This window comes from Dongia rigui (assembly GCF_034044635.1).
GTDB lineage: Bacteria > Pseudomonadota > Alphaproteobacteria > Dongiales > Dongiaceae > Dongia > Dongia rigui.
This window is the reverse complement of the sequence record NZ_JAXCLX010000004.1, coordinates 276,752-295,498: the sequence shown is the minus strand read 5'-3', so window position 1 is coordinate 295,498 and position 18,747 is coordinate 276,752. Positions and strand designations below refer to the sequence as shown.

Below are 18,747 nucleotides of genomic sequence, written 5' to 3'. Positions count from 1 at the left end.
GCAAAGCGATGTCGCCCTGGCGCCGTCGGCTGAAAATCCTCACCCACATCGCCGGCGGGCTTGCCCTGCTGGCGTTGATGGGCGGACTGCTGGCCGACGCACTCTATCCGCCCTTCATGGGGCGATTGCGGGATCATTCGACATTGGTCCTGGCCTCGGATGACAGCGTCTTGCGCGCCTTCGCAACGGCCGATGGCGCCTGGCGCTTTCCGGCCCAGGCGGACGAAATTGATCCAAAGTTCTTGCGCTATTTGAAAACGTTCGAGGACGGCCGCTTTGGCTGGCATCCGGGTGTCGATCCGCTGGCCGTCCTGCGGGCGGGCTACCAAGCCCTGGTGGCTGGCGAGGTCGTTTCCGGTGCGTCGACCCTGACCATGCAGACCGCGCGCCTGCTGGAGCCGCGGCCGCGCGGCGTGCAGGCCAAGGCGATCGAGGCCCTGCGCGCCTTGCAGCTTACCTGGCGGCTGGGCGGCGAGGGGGTTCTCAAGATCTATCTGACGCTTGCCCCCTATGGCGGCAATCTCGAAGGCATACGCGCGGCGAGCCTCGGCTATTTTGGCAAGGAACCGCGCCATCTGACGGAGGCCGAGGCAGCCCTTCTTGTCGTGCTGCCGCAGAGTCCGGAAAGACTGCGCCCGGATCGCTTCCCGCAGGCGGCGAAACGGGCGCGCGACAAAGTCCTGGCCCGCCTGTTGGCCGAAGGTGATATCGACGCGCAGAGCTACAAGGCGGCCGTGGCCGAGGCGGTTCCGTCGCGCCGCCTGCCGGCCTTGAGCGATGCACCGCACCTTGCCGAGCGCCTGCGCCAGGAAATGCCGCGTGAAGCCGTCATCCACACCACCATCGATCACGATTTACAGCGCAATTTACAGCGCCTTCTGGTCCGGCGCTCCGTCGGGCTCGAGGCGGGGGCGACCATCGCCGGTCTGGTTGTCGGCAACAAGGATCGCCGAGTACTGGCCTATCTCGGCTCGGCCAACTATTTCGACCGGCGCCAGTTCGGGCCCATCGACATGGTCAGCGCCATCCGCTCTCCCGGCTCGGCGCTGAAGCCATTCATTTATGGCATGGCGTTCGATGAACTGGTGGTGCATCCAGAGACCATCATGGTCGACCAGCCGATGCGGTTCGGCGAATGGGCGCCGGAGAACTTTGACCACCTTTTCCGCGGCGAGATATCGGCGCGCGAAGCGCTGCAGCTGTCGCTCAATCTACCGGCAGTGACCTTGATGGATGCTATCGGCGCGCCGCCCTTCGCCCAAAAGCTCGCGGATGCCGGCTTTCCTTTGCACCTCCCTAAGGAGGCGGGGCGACCGGGCCTGCCGATCGCGCTGGGTGGCGTCGGCGTCTCGCTGGAAGAGATGGTGTCGCTCTATGCCGGCTTCTCCGAGCAGGGCACGGTGCGCGCGTTGCGCTACATCAGGGATCAGCCGGCAGCGGCGGCAAAAGCACTCATCGGGCCGCTTGGCAGCTATTACGTCACGCGCATTCTGGAAGACACGCCACCACCGGCAAGCTGGCTCGCCAGTGCCAACCGCCGCCAGGCCAGCCGCATCGCCTACAAGACCGGCACCTCCTATGGCTATCGCGATGCTTGGGCAATCGGCTACACACGCGATTACACCATCGGCATTTGGGTGGGTCGCCCGGATGGCTCATTCTCCGGCGGGCGCATGGGGCGCGATGCGGCGGCACCCCTGCTGTTCGAAGCCTTCGACCAATTGCCGCCGAGTGACAGCGCGTTGCCGCAGGTGCCACCCGAGGGCGCCTTGCTGGTTGGCAACACAAGCCTCCCCGCCAATCTAAAGCGATATGATATCGGCCCGGCACTCAGTTCAGCCGAGCGGCCGCTGAATCGGCTGCGCATCGCTTTTCCGTTGGACGGGTCGACCGTGCCCTTGCCCGAGAGCGAGACACCGGTCCCACTGGTGCTGAAGGCGGAAGGCGGCAACCTGCCGCTGCGTTGGCTGGTGAACGGAAAGCCGGTGACCTCGCCGCCCTATCTGCGGCAGGCGCAATGGGATCCGGACGGGAAGGGGGCGCAGCGCGTCACAGTGATCGACGCCGGCGGCAAATCCGTCAGTGCCGAAGTCTGGTTGAAATAGCTACTTCCAGAGGCCTTCGCGCTTCAAATCGTCCATCACTTCGATAATGCCTTGGCGCAGGATATCGACCGATGTGTCGATCTGGGCACGATTGATGATGAGCGGCGGGGACATGACGACCAGATGGCCCATCGGTCGGGCCAGCAGGCCTTTCTCCTGGCACTTCTCGAATATGCGCTTGCCGACGTTCCATTCGGCGGGCGGAACGGTCTTGTTCTTCTTGTCCGAGGTGCATTCGACGCAGACCATGAAATGGCTGCCGCGCACATCGCCGACCATGTCGATATCGGCAAGCTCTGTAAGGCGCTGATGGAAGTAGGGACCGGTCTTGCGGACATGGCCGCAGATGTCTTCGCGCTCGAAGATATCGAGATTGGCCATGCCGGCAGCGCAGGAAACCGGATGCGCGGAATAGGTATAGCCATTGGCGAAGACCTGGCCGCGCCCGGCCTTGTCGGTCAGGGTCGAATAAAGCCGATCGGAGACGATCATGGCGCCCAACGGAATGTAGCCCGAGGTCAGGCCCTTGGCGCTGGTGATGATGTCAGGCTCGATGTCGAAGACTTCCTTCGATGCGAAGATGTGCCCGAGGCGGCCGAAACCGGTGACGACCTCGTCGGAAATATAGAGCACGTCATACTTGCGACAAATTTCCCATGTGCGGCGCTGGTAGCCGGGCGGCGGCACGATGACGCCACCTGAGGCGAGGAGGGGCTCGGCGATAAAGGCCGCAACCTTGTCCGGGCCGAGTTCGAGTATCTTGTCCTCCAAATCCTTCACCTTGGCATCGCAGAAGGCCTCGATAGACATGCCCTCGGGGCGGCGATAGGGATTGGGGGGCGCGATGTGATGGATGAAGCCGGTCTCGAGATCCATGTTGCCGCGGTCGGCCGGCTTCCCTGAAACGGAGGCCGTCAGATAGGTCGAGCCGTGATAGGCGTATTCGCGGGTGATGATGTGCTTCTTCTGCTTCCGGCCATGGAAGTTGTTGAAGAAATGCACGAAGCGCAAAGCTGAATCGACGGCCGTCGAACCGCCGGTGGTGAAGAAGACGTGCTTCAGATCACCGGGCGTGTATTGCGTGAGGCGCGCCGCAAATTCGATCGCGGGCGGGTTGCCGATCATGCCGAAGGGTGAGAAATACGCCATGCGGCGTGCTTGCTCGGCCATCGCATCCGCGATCTCGCCGCGGCCATAGCCGGCATTGACGCACCACATGCCGCCGATGCCGTCCAGCATCTTCTGCCCATGAACGTTGTAGACATAGGCGCCTTCCGCCGCCGAGACGATCAGCGGATCGGCGTCCTTGGTCAGCCCCAGATCGACCCAGGGGTGAATGAGGTGCGCGCGATCCTTGGCGGCCAGATCGGCCGCATCAAAAGCGACATTGGGCAGCATGGAATGGCTCCGGGATGAACGTCAGTTGGTCTGCAAAGGCTTCTTTGCAAGAGACTTCGCCTCGTCAATCTCGTCCTCGGTCATGTTGGCGGTGAGGACCGAGAGCATCTGCTGCGACCAGATGGCTGTGCGGTCGCCGGCAGGTCCCTTGGCCGCGAGGCTTGCCCAGCGATAGGCCTCGATATTGTTCTTTGGCACCGTCGGGCTGCTAAAATAGAGGTTCGCCGCCTGGTACTGGCCTTTGATGTCGCCTTTCGAAGCAGCCATCAAATACCATTGCAGTGCCTGCACGTCGTCCTGGGGAACGCCCTGGCCGTAATCATACATGTTGCCGACCAGCACCTGCATGTTGGTATTGCCAGCTTCCGCCTGTGATTTGAAGATCGTCAAGGCTTCCTGATAATTGCCCTGTTCAAAAGCGGCCCAACCCGACGCCACTTTCTCGTCGCTGGCGGCGGCACCCTTGCCCAAATTCGCCTGTTCGTTCAGCGAGTATTGCGAGGCGGTGCCCGTTGCATTCGCGGCGGGCGCTGGAGCAGGAGTTGTGGCGGGAGCTGCAGGCGCTGGAACGGCGGTCGTTGCGGCCACATCCGGTACCGCCGGTGTTGCCGGCTGCGTGCTGGCGGGCAGAACCGGCGCTTCGCCAGTGCCACCGCCGATGATCGGCATCGTCGCTGGCGTGGCCGGTGCTGGCGCGGCGGCCGCCGACTGCGTCACACTCGGCGCCGAGCCGCAACGGCGATAGGCGATGCCAAGAAGCGATTTCGGCATGGATTGCGGAATGTTGACAATGATCATCTTGTCGGGACCGCTGCGCTGGTACGTGTATTGTTGCGGCGTACCGTCGCTGCCAGTCGCGTTGACGACGATGTTGTCGCCGGACACTTGGTAGGTGGCGGCAAGGCGCACCGCAACCTGCCCGTCAAACCAGGATAGTGTTTCACCATCGGTGAATTCGATGCCCCCGCCTTTCGGGCAGCCGAGGGACGGACCTTGCCATTGACCGATCAGCCAATTGCCATCGGCACGGGGCACCGTCGGCTGGATCGGTGTCACGGATGCCTGCTGGACCGGGGCCGGCGCTGCCTGCGCCACGGTTGCCGGCGCCGCTGGCGCTGGCGCTGGTGTTGCGGGTTCCGATGTCGCCGGCATGGTCAAGGTGTTGCCGCCCAGGTCCAGAGCGATGGGGGCATCGCTGCTCGGCGCAACGGGGACAGGGGCCGCAGCTGGTGCATCGGGAATGACCAGCGTGCTATCGCCGGCATCGGGAGCGTCGGCCGATTGCGTTGCCGCTGTACTGCCCTCTATCGGTTCGGCCAAATTGCCCGTGGTCGTCGGCGCGCTGAACGCGGGCAATGCCGCCGTCGCGGTGGTATCCACAGGCGGCGTTGTTGCCGGTCGCAAATGCGCAAGCAGAGCGGCGGATTGCTGGTCGCCCAGTGCCGCCGCCTTTTCATACCACTGCTGCGCAAGGTTGATGTCATAGGTCACGCCATGACCGGTCGCATACTGATTGCCAAGGTTGCGCATGGCCAGTGGCAGCCCCTGTTGGGCCGCCATCTCGTACCACCGCGCGGCTTCCGCATTGTCCTCGGAGACGCCGAGCCCGTGGTCATAGAGGGCGCCCAGGCTGTTCTGGGCGACAGCATCGCCGGCTTCGGCCAAGGGCAGCCAAGCGTCGTAGGCTGCCCGGAAATCGCCCTTGTAATAGGCATCGACCCCACTCTGATAGTCGGCCCAGGCGGGCAGGGCGGCCATGGCGACCGCTCCGACCGATATGGCAAGGCGCAAACAGCCGCCGACCATGAGATTGCGCGTGATTCGGATCACTGATACCCCCAAAAGCCTTCGAATTTCCTCACCATAGCGCCGCGGCATGAGCGGACAATCCTTAAAACGGCTTGTCACCCGTCGCAGACTCATGTCTTAACATCCAACCCGATTTTCGGAGCCGAGGGAAGTATGTTGCGCAAGGCGTTGAAGCCGTTGTCCTGGCCAATTCTGGCCATTTTTTTGGCTCTGAATATGGGTTTTGCGGCGGGGTCCGCCGCCGCACGCAGTGTCAATGTGCTGGTCGACGTAACCACGGGCGCCGTCCTGCGCGCCGATGGCGCCAATGCGCTGTGGTATCCGGCTTCGCTGACCAAGATGATGACAGCCTTCATGGTCTTCGAGGCGGCCAAGGCAGGGCAAATCCATTTTAGCGACAAGATCACGGTTTCCGCCAATGCCGCAGGGCAGTCGCCGACCAAGTTTGGGCTCAAGGTCGGACAAAAGATTACTGTAGAACAAGCTGTTACGGCGATGATCGTCGTTTCGGGGAATGATGCGGCGGTGGCGCTTGCCGAAGCCATCGGCGGCAGCGAAGAGAATTTTGCCCGCATGATGACCCATACCGCGCACCGCATCGGGATGACCCGCAGCGAGTTCAAGAACGCCTCGGGCCTGCCGAATGCGGGCCAAGTCACCACCGCCCGCGATTTGGCGGAACTCGCGATGCACATTCTGAAAAACTATCCGGAGCATTACCATTTCTTCGGCAATCGCAGTGTGACCATCGCCGGCCGTACAAAGCCAACGGTGAACGGCATTTTGTCGTCCTATCAGGGTGCCGACGGGATGAAGACGGGGTTCACCTGCGGCTCGGGTTACAACCTTGTTGCGTCGGCAAAGCGTGACGGCCGGCGGATCGTCGGCGTGGTGCTGGGTGCCGGCAGCCGTGGCGAGCGCGCGGCGCTGATGACGCAGTTGCTCAATGCCGGCTTCAAGGCCGAGAGCACGGGGCAACCCAAATTGAGCGACATGGCGATCAAAGTATCGGTCGACGAGCAAGGAGCCCCGCCGACCATCCTCAAAGGCGGGGATTGCGACCAGCGTGTCGCTGAAGAAGGCAATTCGACGATCACCAGCACGGCGCGCATTTCCGGCTGGGGGGTCGTATTCGGTGCCTTTCCGAAGAAATCAATGGCCGAAAACACTGTCGCCGCGATGAAAACGAAACTTAAAGGCACCATCAAAAAAGGGCGCCCGGCGATCATCCAACGCACCTGGGAAGGCATCACCCGATATTCCGCCCTGTTGGTTGGTTTGGATCAGGCCGATGCCGGTAAGGCTTGCAGGCAGGTCTGGGCTGAAAAGGGGTATTGCCTGGCGCTCAGCCCGGCTGTTTTGTCCAATCCTGACGCCGAATGGCGTTGATGGATTGATCACATTTTTTTGACACTGGCGACGGCAGGGACCCGGCCATCGGCAAGGATGTTAAACTGCGGCCATGATGATCAATCGCATCCTCCCCTTGTCTGCCACCGTTTGTCTGGCGCTGCTGGCGGCCTGCACCACACCTGCACCACCGCGCCCGGCCATGCAGCCTCTGTCGGTTGCCGGCAATTTCGGTTTTAGCGATCGCGATGTCGATGGCGACACGGTTGAAATCACCTATCGCGGGGCGGAGGTGAAACTGTCCGGCAGCAATCCGCGGGGCGATGCGCGGATTTCTTCCGAAAAGGACAAGGTGCACGATCTGGCCCTGTTGCGCGCCGCCCGCATTGCCGCAGAGCGCGGTGCGCCGGCTTTCCGCGTGGTTGCGGAGAAGACCGACAGCGACATCGACGTCAAATCGTACCCCCATTGCATGGCGGCGCCATTCTGGGGACCGGGCTTGGGTTACTATGGCCATCGCCATGCATATGGATATGGATACGGTGGGTATGGCTGGCCTTACGCCGGCTATCCCTGCTCCGAGCGGCGCTGGGCGTCCGGCAGGGCCGTTTCGGTCCTGACTGTGGATCTGGTCGCCAAACCAGTCGCCGGCGACCAGTCTCTGGGCACGGCGGAGACCATCGCCAAGTTGGAAAAGATCTACGCCAACGCGACTTATCCCTGACGCCTATTGCGGGGCCGGGGACTGTGCCGGGGCGGTACCGTCCGGCTTGGGATTGCGGATCGCGATGACACGCTCAGCCGCCTTGATGGCGCCTGGCTCCATGCGCCCCTCGAGATCGTCAACCAACGCAGATGCTTTCTTCGAATCCTGGCCGGGCTTCAGCCGCTCGAGCGCAATGCGAGCCCAGACATACGCTTCGATATCGTTCTTGTCCGCGCCATTGCCGGCTTCGTAGATCTGCGCCATCAGCAATGCTGCCTTGGAATTACCCGCCTGGGCCGATTTTAGTGCGTATTCGGCGCCCTTCCTGGCATCCGGCTGCAACCCATCGCCAGTGACCAGCATGCGGCCGACCTCATATTGTGCTGCGGCATTGCCGGCATCCGCGGCTTTGACGATCCATTTGAGGGCCATCATCTGGTCTTGCGGCACACCTTCGCCATCTTCGTACATGAGGCCAAGGTAGTATTGGGCGCCGAGATGGCCGCGCTCGGCGGCCTGCTGGTACCAATAGGCTGCCTGCTTGGCGTCCTTGGCAACGCCTTCGCCGGCATAAAAGAGGTTGGCCAGATTGAACTGCGCATTGGGATAGCCGAAATCCGCCGCGCGCTGGTACCACTCGGCGGCCTTGGCCGGGTCGCGATCGACGCCCAGCCCTTTATTATAAAGTACGCCGATATTGTTGATCGCCTCGGCATCGCCCGTCTTGGCCTTTTTCCACCATTCCTGCATCGCGGTCGCATAATCGCCATGCATGAACGCGGCCGATCCTGGATCAACCGCGCTTTGCGCCCAACCGGGTTGGACGGCCGTCAGCATAAGCGGAAGGGCAACTGCAAGGAGCCCACGCAGTCTCATCGTCATTCGGGTACGTCCTTTGGCGAGCTTTCACGCAATAGACCGCTGGGCCTTGCGATGTTGGTAAAATCGTCGACGCTCAAGCAATGCGTCGCGCGGCCGTCTTCACCCAAGGGAAAGAGCCCCCAAGGAAAGAAGTGGTCTTTCCGATCAAGCCAATCGACCTGCGACAGGCCAAAGACCGGCCTCCGCGTTTCATGCGCCCGTGCGTAAATCATGTGGTTGAGTTTCTGGTGCAGCGGACTCCAGCCGGTTTCTGAGAGCCATTTTCCCGAGAAATCCTCGCCGGCAAAACGCGCGACCTCCGTGCCGAGAACCCGATAGCGGATGCGGAACGGATGCTCGTGCAATTCGACGATCGAGAGGTAGGGCAGCACTTGGCGAAAGTCCAAGGGGTCGATGTCGGCACGAGCCGGGAACGGACGACCGCGACACAGTTTGGACCAGGCCGCTTCCGTGCCATCTATCACCTGGGAGACGATTTGCTCCCGCGCACAGAAGCAGATCAGCCCCTCGATCCAATCCGGTTCGGCCATATGGTGCTGTCGTTCATCCATTAATTGTCGCAGATTCTGCCCCAGTTGCGTGAACCCGGCCAGTTCTATTTGATAGAGTCCAGCATCATAGGAAGGTATCCGGACATCATGAGCGACACTCAATCCCCCCCGAACATCGCGCCGGAGGGGCCGGAACACCTGCTGCCCAAAAAACACGGCGTGGGATTTGGGACGCGGCTGCGCAACTATTTCCTGGCCGGGATCCTGATCACGGCGCCTGTCAGCCTGACAATCTACATTGCCTGGCTGTTCATCAATTGGGTCGACGAGACCGTCCTGCCGCTGGTGCCCCCGGAATACAACCCGGAAAACTACCTGCCGTTCTCGATCCCGGGGATCGGCTTGATCATCGTCTTGATCGTCCTGACCCTCATCGGTGCCATCACCGCCGGTCTCTTCGGGCGACTGACCCGCCAGTTGATCGAAACAATCCTCAACCGCCTCCCCATCATTCGGTCGATCTACAGCGCCATAAAGCAGATCGTCGAGACGGTGTTGGCCAACCAATCGGCAGCTTTTCGCGATTGCGTCCTGGTGGAATTTCCGCGTCCCGGCGCCTGGACCCTGGGCTTCGTGACGGGCACCACCCCGGCCGAGGTGCAGGCTGCCGTGGGCGACGAGCCCCTTACGGTCTTTGTGCCCACCACGCCGAACCCGACCTCCGGCTATCTCATCTTTGTGCCGAAAAGGGATGTGAAGTATCTCGACATGTCGGTCGAGGACGGAATCAAACTGGTTGTTTCGGGCGGTATCGTCGCACCCGGCAAGGCCCTGCCGAAAAAGAGAAACTCACCCTGAGCGAATGGTCTTCACCACCGCGTCCTTTTCAAACAGATAGAGCAACACGCGCAAGGCCAGTCCGCGTTCACTGACCAGTTCGGGATCCATCTCGAGTACCAAGCGCGCATCGTCGCGCGCAATCTGGATCAGATCGGCATGGGCGGCGAGATCGGCGATGTGGAACTCCTGCAGGCCGCTCTGGCGCGTGCCGAGGAGTTCACCTGCGCCGCGCAACTTCAGATCCTCCTCGGCAATGCGGAAGCCGTCTTCGGTATCGCGCATGATGGCGAGGCGCGATTTCGCCGTCTCGCTCAACGGTGTCTGATAGAGGAGAATGCAACTCGATTTGCCTGTACCGCGACCGACACGGCCGCGCAACTGGTGCAACTGCGCCAGGCCGAAGCGTTCGGCATGCTCGATCACCATGACGGTCGCTTCCGGCACATTGACGCCAACCTCAATGACCGTCGTGGCGACCAGGATATCGATCTCGCCCGCCTGGAACTGCGCCATCGCCTTGTCGCGGTCGGCCGCCTTCATTTGACCATGGACCAGGCCCGCGCGCAGGCCGAAGATGTTCTTCAACATCTCATAACGTTCGCTGGCGGCGGCCAGATCGATGACTTCGGACTCATCGACCAGCGGACAGACCCAATAAATGCGCGAGCCATGCGCGATCGCGCGGCGAAGACCGCCAGCCACTTCATCCAGACGGTCGATTGGGATGGTGCGGGTGTCGATCGGCTGGCGCCCCGGCGGTTTTTCCGTGAGGCGGGAGACATCGATGTCGCCATAAGCGGTCAGCATCAGCGTCCGCGGGATCGGCGTTGCCGTCATGACCAGCAAATCGACGCCCTTGCCTTTGTCCGACAAGGCGACGCGCTGTTGCACCCCGAAACGATGCTGCTCATCAACCACCGCCAGGCGCAGGTCATGGAAAGAGACGCTCTCCTGCACCAACGCATGTGTGCCGACCACGAACGGAATCTCGCCGGAGGCCAAACCCTCGACAATACGTTCGCGTGCCTTGCCCTTGTCGCGCCCCGTCAAGAGCTCCAGGCGCAGGCCAGCCGCGCGCAACATCGGCTCAAGAGTGGCAAAATGCTGCCGCGCCAGAATGTCCGTCGGGGCGAGGAGGGCGGCTTGTCCGCCGGCTTCCGCTGCGATCAGCATGGCAAAGAGTGCCACCACGGTCTTGCCGCTGCCGACGTCGCCCTGCAGCAGCCGGAGCATCCGTTGCGGCGACGCCATATCGGCCGCTATCTCCTCGATCGCTTGTCGCTGCGACGCGGTGAGGTCATAAGGGAGCTTGGCCTTGACCCTTGAGGTGAGGGCGCCTGTCGCAACGCAGGGCCGCCCGGCCAGGCGCCGGTTGTGTTGGCGTACCAACGCGAGAGCAACTTGGCTTGCCAAGACTTCGTCATAGGCGAGACGCTGTCGTGCCAGCGTATCGGGCCCCAGATCCGCGCCGCTTGCTGGGTGGTGGATCGTTTCGATAGCCGGTTTCCATTTTGGCCATTGGTGACGCTTCATCACGTGGGCGTCGATCCATTCCGGCGGCTCCGGCGCGCGTTCGATGGCGGCGGCCACGGCCTTCAGCACCAAGCGGGGGGTAAGACCGGCCGTGAGGCCGTATGTGGGCTCGATCTTCTTGATCTCAGCCGCGCGCTCAAGCGGCAGGATGTAGTCCGGATGAACCATGTTGAGCGCGCCGGCGTAGCGCTCCACCCGTCCTGAAACCAGGCGCCACTCACCTGGCGGCAGCAGGTTCTTCAGGTAATCGACCCGCGGGTTGAAGAAGACCAAATCGACAGCGCCGGTATCGTTCACGCAAGACACGCGGTAGGGTTGACGCGGTCGCTGCGGCACCAGATGCACCGTCACCTGTACCTTCAGCGTTACCGTGGCACCGTCGGCGACGTCTGGAATATCGGGTTCCTGCTGGCGCTCCACCAGGCCCGTCGGCAGGTGCCAGAGCAGACCGACGACGCTTGGCCCGGTCAGCTTTTCGAACAGCTTCCCGAGCCTTGGCCCGATACCGGGCAGGCTGGTAACCGACGCAAAGAGCGGGTAAAGGATTTGCGGGCGCAAGGGAATCCGGGTTCGGCTGGAGCTGAAAACGGCGCGATTCTATGCGCCAAACGTAAAAGAGGGAAGGGTATCGGCATGGAGGATTTGGAGCGGCAGCGCAAAAAGCTGATGTTCCAATGCCATCACCGGGGCACCAAGGAACTTGACCTGGTCCTGGGGCCTTTCGCCGATGCCCACCTTGCCACCATGAGCGCCGAAGAGTTGAGCGTTTTGACTGCTTTCCTGAGTGAAATCGATCCCGATATCTATGATTGGCTGTCCGGCCGCGAGCCCCTGCCGGCGCGCCTGCAAAGCGAGATGACCCAGCGCCTTGTCGCTTTTGGGCGCCAGCGCCTGTTGGGTGAGGGCGCGTGATGCGGGAGAAACTGCCTTTCGACGTCCCCGAGGCAGGCCGGCATGACGTCGCTGGCGTTCCGGATGGCCACGACGCTCAGCTGGTGGCTGGCATTGCGCGTGCGCGGACGCTGAATGGCGTCCTGCATGTCGCACGCGACGACTTGCGCATGACGCGAATGGTCGAGGCGCTGAAATTCGTGGCGCCCGATCTCGAAGTGCTGTCCTTCCCGGCCTGGGACTGCCTGCCTTATGATCGGTCATCGCCGCATCGGGATATTCTGGCGGCCCGCATTCAGACGCTGAGCGCGCTGGCGGCAGCGGGCGCCGCCGGCAAGCCCCTCCCGATCGTTGTCACAACCGTCGGCGCTCTGTTGCAGAAAGTCCCGGGTGCGGCCGCCTTTACCAAGGCCGGCCTGGATCTTGCCAGAGGCAAGACCCTCTCGCAGGATGATCTGACGGCCTATTTGATGGGCAATGGCTATTTGCGCAATGCGACCGTGACGGAGCCAGGCGAGTTTGCTCTGCGTGGTGGCATCGCTGACCTCTATCCGCCGGGAACCAACGCGCCGCTGCGGATCGATTTCTTTGGCGACGAGATCGAGGACATTCGCCTGTTCGATCCGTTGACCCAGCGCAGCCAGGAAAAGCTGGAGCGTTTCGAGATCAAGCCGGTCAATGAAGTGACATTGACACCGGCGGCCATCGAGGCCTTTCGGACCGGCTATCGGCAGACCTTCGGCTCCAGCGGCGCCGATGATCCGCTTTACGAGGCGATCAGCGCCGGTCGGCACTATCCGGGCATGGAGCACTGGCTGCCGCTGTTCGGCACGCCGCTGGTCAGCCTCGACAGCTATTTGCCACAATGCGTCATCACGCTCGATCACCAGGCAGATGAAGCCAAGCGCGCGCGTCTCGATACAATTGCCGATTTCTATGCTGCTAGGCGCGATCTGCAACGCGCCGACAGGGAGTCAGGCGCCACGGCCTACAAGCCGCTGCCGCCCGATCAGCTTTACCTGACCGATGCCGATTGGCGAAATTTCGCCCGCCGCCATACGCTGTTCGCCTTTCACCATTTCGGCACGGGCAGCGACACCAATCTGCGCGCTATGGGTGGGCCTGGCCTCAATTTTGCCGAGGCCCGCATCAACCCCGATATCAACGTCTACGAGGCTGCCGCCAAGGCAATCCGCGCCGAACAGGCGGATGGCAAGCGCGTGCTGCTCACCGCCGTCAGCCAGGGTGCAGTGGAACGCATCGCCCATCTGCTGAGCGAGCACGGCATTGCCAAGCAGGTGGCGATTGGCAGCCTGGGCGAGTTCATGGCCTGGCCCCGCGACACCCTCGGGCGGGCCGTTCTGGGCCTGGAGCAGGGTTACAAGGCGGACGACCTGCTCGTTGTCACCGAGCAGGATATCCTTGGCGATCGCCTCACCCGCACAGTCGCCCGCAAGCGCAAGACCGAGACCTTTCTGGCCGAGCTTGCCAATTTCGCAGCGGGCGATTTCATCGTACATGTCGATCATGGCGTCGGTCGCTATGAGGGGCTCGAAACGCTGGATGTCGGCGGCGCGCCGCATGACTGCCTGCGCCTCATCTACGCGGGCAATGACAAGCTCTACGTTCCGGTCGAGAATATCGATGTGCTGACCCGCTATGGCGGTGAAGACGCCCTGGTCGAGCTCGACAAGCTGGGTGGCGCCGCTTGGCAGGCGCGCAAGGCGCGCGTCAAGCAGCGGATCAAGGACATCGCCAACCATCTGCTGAAGGTGGCTGCCCAGCGCGCGATCCGGGAAAGTGATCCCCTGCAGGCGCCATCGGGCCTGTTCGACGAGTTCTGCTCCCGCTTTGCCTTCGCCGAGACGGAGGATCAACAGCGCGCGATCGACGATGTCCTGACCGACATGGCGGCGGGCAAGCCGATGGACCGTCTGGTCTGCGGCGATGTCGGCTTCGGCAAGACCGAGGTGGCACTTCGCGCTGCCTTCGTTGCGGCCATGAGCGGCAAGCAGGTGGCCGTGGTGACGCCCACGACATTGCTCTGCCGTCAGCATTTCCGCACCTTCAGCGAACGTTTCCGCGGGCTTCCCGTGCAGGTGCGCCAGTTGTCGCGGCTGGTCGGCAGCAAGGAAACCAAGGAGACCAAGGCAGCGCTCAAGGAGGGCAAGGTCGATATCGTCATCGGCACGCATGCGCTGTTGTCGAAGTCGATCGAGTTTGCCGATCTAGGCCTGCTCATCGTCGATGAGGAACAGCATTTCGGCGTTGGCCAGAAAGAACGACTGAAGGAACTCCGCGGCGACATTCACGTCCTGACCCTGACCGCGACACCGATCCCGCGAACGCTGCAATTGGCGCTGACCGGCATTCGTGAGATGAGCCTGATTACGACACCGCCGGTCGATCGTCTGGCGGTACGAACCTTCGTGCTGCCCTTCGACCCGGTCATCATCCGGGAAGCCATCCTGCGTGAACAGTTCCGCGGCGGCCAGATCTTCTATGTCTGCCCGCGCATCGAGGATCTGGAAACGGTCGCCGAGCGCATCCGCAAGCTGGTCCCCGAGGTGAAGATCGTTACCGCTCATGGGCAAATGTCGGCGACCGCATTGGAGGCCGCCATGACGGCCTTCTATGACCGCACCTACGACATGCTGTTGGCGACGAACATCATCGAATCCGGGCTCGATATCCCGAGCGCCAACACGATGATTATTCACCGCGCCGACATTCTGGGTTTGTCGCAGCTTTATCAGCTGCGCGGCCGGATCGGACGCTCGAAGCTGCGTGGCTATTGCTACCTCACGACGGTGCCGAACAAGAACCTCACCGAGACGGCGCAGAAACGCCTCGAGGTCATGCAGACCCTGGACCAACTGGGTGCCGGCTTCACCCTCGCCAGCCACGATCTCGATATTCGCGGCGCCGGCAATCTGCTGGGCGAGGAGCAATCCGGGCAGGTGCGGGAGGTTGGTGTCGAGCTTTATCAACAATTGCTCGAGGAGGCTGTTGCAGAGGCGCGCGGTGATCTCCGGGCACAGCAGAAGCAAGACTGGGCACCGCAGATCAATCTGGGTACTTCGGTCCTGATTCCGGAGAGCTATGTGACGGATCTCTCGATCCGCCTCGGCCTCTATCGCCGTATCGCTGGGCTGGAAAACGACCAGGAAGCGGATGCCTTCGCCGCAGAAATGATCGATCGCTTCGGCGCCTTTCCGAACGAGGTCGAGAACCTCCTGAAGATCGTGGCGGTGAAGCGGCTCTGCCGCGTGGCAGGAGTCGAGCGTATCGAGGCGGGTCCAAAGGGTGCGGTCTTGAGCTTCCGCAACAACCGCTATGCCAAGCCGGATCGTCTTATCGATTACATTTCCAGGCGCGCCGACATCATGTCGGTCCGCCCGGACCAGAAGCTGGTCTATCGCCAGGATTGGATGGATTCGGATGCGCGAGTGAGCGGCGTGCGCAAGCTGATGGACAAGCTTGCCGAAATGGCGGTCTAAACGCGCAGACTACGAAGCCAGCTTGCCCTTGTCGTCCTCGCGAGCGAGGTCGAACATGGAATAGAGCACCTCGGGCTCTTGTGCGCCTGACAAGCCGAAATGGCCGTTGAAGATCAGATAGGGCACGCCGGTGATGCCGAGCCGGCGGGACTGGAAATCCTCGGCCAAAGCCAGATCGATCTCGGGGATCCCTTCGACCGCGGCATGCGCCATGTCACCCGGCAGCCCCATCTCCTCCGCAAGGCTCACCAGCCTGTCTGGATCGCCGATATCGATCCCTTCCAGGAAATAGGCATTGTAAAGCCGGTCGAGCAAGGCCGCCTCGCGCCCGATCCGCGCGGCTGCCTGCAGCAGGCGATGCGAGCGTAAGGTGTTGGGCGTGCGCTTGATGCGGTCGAATTGAAAATCGATGCCTTCATTGCGGCCAACCCGCGCCACGCTGTCGAACACCCGCTGTGCCCGCTCGAGCGAACCGAATTTGGCGGTCATGTATTGCGCGCGGTCGATGCCGGCCATCGGCATGCCAGGGTTCAGCTGGAAGGCACGCCAGCGGATCACGAGGTCGGATTGCGGCCGATTGGCCAACGCACGCATCAGCCGGCGCTTGCCGATAAAGCACCAGGGGCAGACGGTGTCAGCGAATATTTCCAGCAGCATGGCGATATTGTGAGTGCTCATCGCCGATCTGGCAAGGGCACCGGCAATCCTAAGCGAAGGCATCAGGATCCAGGAAGCGCCGCAGCACATTCAGGGTGATCCTGGAAACATTGTTATCATATTTGTTGTGGCTGAGCGCGCTGGCCCAGCCGATCGACCCGGTCGAAAAAGCCGCCCCGCCACTCGGTGTTTCGAAGAAGACGAGTTCGGCACGGCAGCGATCGCTCTCGATGGCATCAAGGCCCGGGAAGCCCGCCAGCAATTCTTCCGGCGTCAGGAGGAAGGTGTTCGAATGCTCGACCGATTTGGCCAGGATCAGCGCATGGGCCGGTGTGCCGAGTTCCGGATCCGAGGCATCCAGTTCCAGGCCAGCAGCACCGCCAAGAATCCCGAAATCGCCGATCCGGTCGGTGGGGCCAATACCGTCGAAGATAAAGGCTGCGCGGGGATCGAAACTGTCGGCAAGGCGGGTATAGTAGGAGCTGGCATCGAAGCCCTCGGTGACGAAGCCGACCCCGAACATCTTCTGGGGCGCCCGGCCCTGGCTGCGCCACAGGCCGCCAAACTCGCCGGTGAAGGCATGGTAACGCTCACCGGGCGGCAGTTCGTAGCAGCGCGTGCCGGACTCGCCCCGGCGAACCTCGATCGCTGCCGGCCATTCCGGATTGGTGGCAATGCGCCAGTAGAATCCATTGCCGCCGAGATAGATGAGCCTGCCGCCATCCTTCTGATAGCGCTCGAACGCATCCAGCATCTGGGTGCTGTGGTATTCGGGATGCGTGCCGGCAATCACGCAGCGATATCCCTTCAGCAGATCGGCGCCTTCGGCGTGAATGCGGTCGTCGGTGATGATGTCGTAGGGCTGTCCGATCGCGTGCAGCCAATCCGTGATGTGCAGATCCGCATTGAAATTCCAGATCGCGCGCTTTGGCCGGGTGTTGAGGATCGGACGCAGCCAGGACGAATAGCTTGATCCGGAACCGTCGCGATGCCGGTCGTACAGCGAAATGCCGAAATCGCGCCGCTCCTTCAGGAACTGCTCCGCCGGGCCGAGCTCAAGCAATGCACCATAGCAGACCTCGGAGAGGGCATCTTCATAGCCGTGATGCGAATTGGCATAGGCGAGGTAGGTATAGGTGGAAGCGAGCAGGGCGACCGAGGCGGTGTTCCGACCCTTAGGCGGCAGGACGAAGAAAGGCACCACGTCCTCGCCACCGTCCGGCGTCGACAGTTCGCAGCCATAGATCCCGCTGGGAAGATCGCCTGGCAGGTCCCAGGAAAAATCCGTTGCCCAGCCCATGTCATAGAGATCATCGCTATGAAAGTGGATCGCACCGTACAGTTCCGGTCGTTCCCGCCAGTTGGTTGTCTCGCTATGCCAATTGGAACCCGTCACCGCACGCGTCGGCAGATTGACCAACTCACCGTCAATCCCGTTGCCGCTCTGGTCGTGGATGACGCGGGCAGCCATGTCGCGGCTGAAATCCCATCGTGCGATGCAAGGCTGCGTCGCCCAACTGGGGTGACTGACGCGCAGCGGATCCAGGTAGCCGGCATAGAGCGCCGGCGCTTCGATCTTGCCGTCGAAGTGCAATTGCGATTGGCGCCGGTCGACCATGCCCGGCACAAGCGCTGCGCCGACCGTGAGGGTGGCGTGGGTCATATCCGGCAGGGTGAACGGGATGACGGCCGAACCGTCGCTGTGCTCGGGTTCACCAAACTGCCGGTCGAGCGGTCGCTGAATGACGATGAGCCGGCGATCGGTGGCGTCATAGCTGGCGGCGATCAGGTACCACCGCTTGGCCAGCAAGGGTCGGCCGGTTCCCAGCGTGATCTGGCCGCGACCATCGCCGACCGTCACGGCCGCTGCACCACTGCGATCAAGCCCCAATGAAACGCCGCGCATCGAACCTGGATGCCCAAGGTCATGGCAGGCAATGATCGTTTGTGGTGCTTCCTTGTCGACCCAATGCGGCTGAATGATCGCGGCCAGGGTAAAGCCGGCCGAGGCATGCAGCGTGACCGGTTGCTTGGCCAGCATGTAGGACCCGACATCGATCGCCTGCTTGCGGCCGGAATAGCTGCCATTCACCTTGGCTTCGATCGGCAGCACCTTGTAGCCGGGACTGGTCGGGCCGTCATCGCCGCAGATGAGGCGCACAATGCGGGCATCGAATGCGCGCGCGCCATCCTCGCAAGAGACCTTGAAATCGAGGCGCTCACCTGGGCGCACCGACGGGCGATCCGTATAGCCGACGATCTTCAGCATGCTGGGTTCATTCCAAAGGGAGGTCGTGGCCGGTCAGGCGTTTCCAGCGCAGCTTGAAGACCTGCCATTCCGCCTCCAGGCGGTCTTGGAAGACGTGGCCGGTCAAGGTCATCGGGTCCTGCGGCCGGCGTCCCAACTGCGCCAGCTTCCAGGGTCCAAAACGGCTGTCGCGCAGGAGGACATAGTGCCCTTCAAACGGCTCCGACCGCATCCGGTTGAGCACCCGTTGCAGCTCGGCGCTGTGGCGTCCAAACGGCTTGCGCTTGAACTCCTGCGCCAGATCGGTACGGCTGGGATCGATCTCGTACATGGCCGA

At 62.3% G+C, this 18,747-nt stretch carries 14 protein-coding genes; 6 read left to right on the top strand and 8 right to left on the bottom strand.

The window, feature by feature from the left end; all coding sequences use genetic code 11:
- Nucleotides 1-8: 8 nt before the first annotated feature.
- Nucleotides 9-2,105, top strand: a complete 2,097-nt coding sequence (pbpC, locus tag SMD31_RS20225) for a penicillin-binding protein 1C (RefSeq protein WP_320502747.1) — start codon at nucleotides 9-11, stop codon at nucleotides 2,103-2,105.
- Here pbpC and SMD31_RS20220 read toward each other — a convergent pair whose 3' ends face one another.
- Together SMD31_RS20220 and SMD31_RS20215 are read right to left on the bottom strand one after the other, a co-directional pair.
- On the bottom strand, nucleotides 2,106-3,503 hold the full coding sequence (locus SMD31_RS20220) for an aminotransferase (protein ID WP_320502746.1): 1,398 nt from the start codon (nucleotides 3,501-3,503) through the stop codon (nucleotides 2,106-2,108).
- Nucleotides 3,504-3,524: 21 nt separating this feature from the next.
- The gene (locus SMD31_RS20215; protein WP_320502745.1) at nucleotides 3,525-5,333 is read right to left on the bottom strand and encodes a tetratricopeptide repeat protein; all 1,809 of its coding nucleotides are present in this window, start codon (nucleotides 5,331-5,333) and stop codon (nucleotides 3,525-3,527) included.
- A 132-nt stretch (nucleotides 5,334-5,465) separates the two neighbouring features.
- Between SMD31_RS20215 and SMD31_RS20210 the strand changes: the two genes are divergently transcribed.
- The gene (locus SMD31_RS20210; RefSeq protein ID WP_320502744.1) at nucleotides 5,466-6,701 is read left to right on the top strand and encodes a D-alanyl-D-alanine carboxypeptidase family protein; all 1,236 of its coding nucleotides are present in this window, start codon (nucleotides 5,466-5,468) and stop codon (nucleotides 6,699-6,701) included.
- Nucleotides 6,702-6,774: 73 nt separating this feature from the next.
- Nucleotides 6,775-7,386, top strand: a complete 612-nt coding sequence (locus SMD31_RS20205; protein ID WP_320502743.1) for a hypothetical protein — start codon at nucleotides 6,775-6,777, stop codon at nucleotides 7,384-7,386.
- A 3-nt stretch (nucleotides 7,387-7,389) separates the two neighbouring features.
- Here SMD31_RS20205 and SMD31_RS20200 read toward each other — a convergent pair whose 3' ends face one another.
- Both SMD31_RS20200 and SMD31_RS20195 read right to left on the bottom strand, forming a co-directional pair.
- A complete protein-coding gene (locus SMD31_RS20200) occupies nucleotides 7,390-8,142 on the bottom strand; it encodes a tetratricopeptide repeat protein (RefSeq protein WP_320502742.1) in 753 nt (250 codons plus the stop codon).
- 104 nt (nucleotides 8,143-8,246) lie between these two features.
- On the bottom strand, nucleotides 8,247-8,780 hold the full coding sequence (locus SMD31_RS20195) for a PAS domain-containing protein (protein WP_320502741.1): 534 nt from the start codon (nucleotides 8,778-8,780) through the stop codon (nucleotides 8,247-8,249).
- Nucleotides 8,781-8,825: 45 nt separating this feature from the next.
- Between SMD31_RS20195 and SMD31_RS20190 the strand changes: the two genes are divergently transcribed.
- Nucleotides 8,826-9,599 (top strand): DUF502 domain-containing protein, encoded by a 774-nt coding sequence (locus SMD31_RS20190; RefSeq protein ID WP_320502740.1) that lies wholly within the window; start codon nucleotides 8,826-8,828, stop codon nucleotides 9,597-9,599.
- Here SMD31_RS20190 and recG read toward each other — a convergent pair.
- Complete coding sequence (gene recG, locus SMD31_RS20185; protein WP_320502739.1) at nucleotides 9,591-11,672, bottom strand: ATP-dependent DNA helicase RecG; 2,082 nt, start codon at nucleotides 11,670-11,672, stop codon at nucleotides 9,591-9,593. The genes SMD31_RS20190 and recG overlap by 9 nt on opposite strands.
- A 75-nt stretch (nucleotides 11,673-11,747) precedes the next feature.
- On the opposite strand from recG, the gene SMD31_RS20180 reads away from it, so the two are divergent.
- The gene (locus tag SMD31_RS20180; RefSeq protein WP_320502738.1) at nucleotides 11,748-12,026 is read left to right on the top strand and encodes an FAD assembly factor SdhE; all 279 of its coding nucleotides are present in this window, start codon (nucleotides 11,748-11,750) and stop codon (nucleotides 12,024-12,026) included.
- Nucleotides 12,026-15,505, top strand: a complete 3,480-nt coding sequence (mfd, locus tag SMD31_RS20175; RefSeq protein WP_320502737.1) for a transcription-repair coupling factor — start codon at nucleotides 12,026-12,028, stop codon at nucleotides 15,503-15,505. Before SMD31_RS20180 ends, mfd begins: the two co-directional genes overlap by 1 nt.
- 9 nt (nucleotides 15,506-15,514) lie before the next feature.
- Here mfd and SMD31_RS20170 read toward each other — a convergent pair whose 3' ends face one another.
- From SMD31_RS20170 to SMD31_RS20160, 3 genes are read right to left on the bottom strand one after another with little or no spacing between them, the layout of a single operon-like run.
- On the bottom strand, nucleotides 15,515-16,183 hold the full coding sequence (locus SMD31_RS20170; protein WP_320502736.1) for a DsbA family oxidoreductase: 669 nt from the start codon (nucleotides 16,181-16,183) through the stop codon (nucleotides 15,515-15,517).
- A 28-nt stretch (nucleotides 16,184-16,211) separates the two neighbouring features.
- Nucleotides 16,212-18,431, bottom strand: a complete 2,220-nt coding sequence (locus tag SMD31_RS20165) for a N,N-dimethylformamidase beta subunit family domain-containing protein (protein WP_320502735.1) — start codon at nucleotides 18,429-18,431, stop codon at nucleotides 16,212-16,214.
- A gap of 7 nt (nucleotides 18,432-18,438) precedes the next feature.
- Nucleotides 18,439-18,741 carry a hypothetical protein gene (locus SMD31_RS20160; RefSeq protein WP_320502734.1) on the bottom strand — a complete coding sequence of 101 codons (303 nt, stop codon included), beginning with the start codon at nucleotides 18,739-18,741 and terminating at the stop codon, nucleotides 18,439-18,441.
- Between the last annotated feature and the right edge of the window lie 6 nt (nucleotides 18,742-18,747).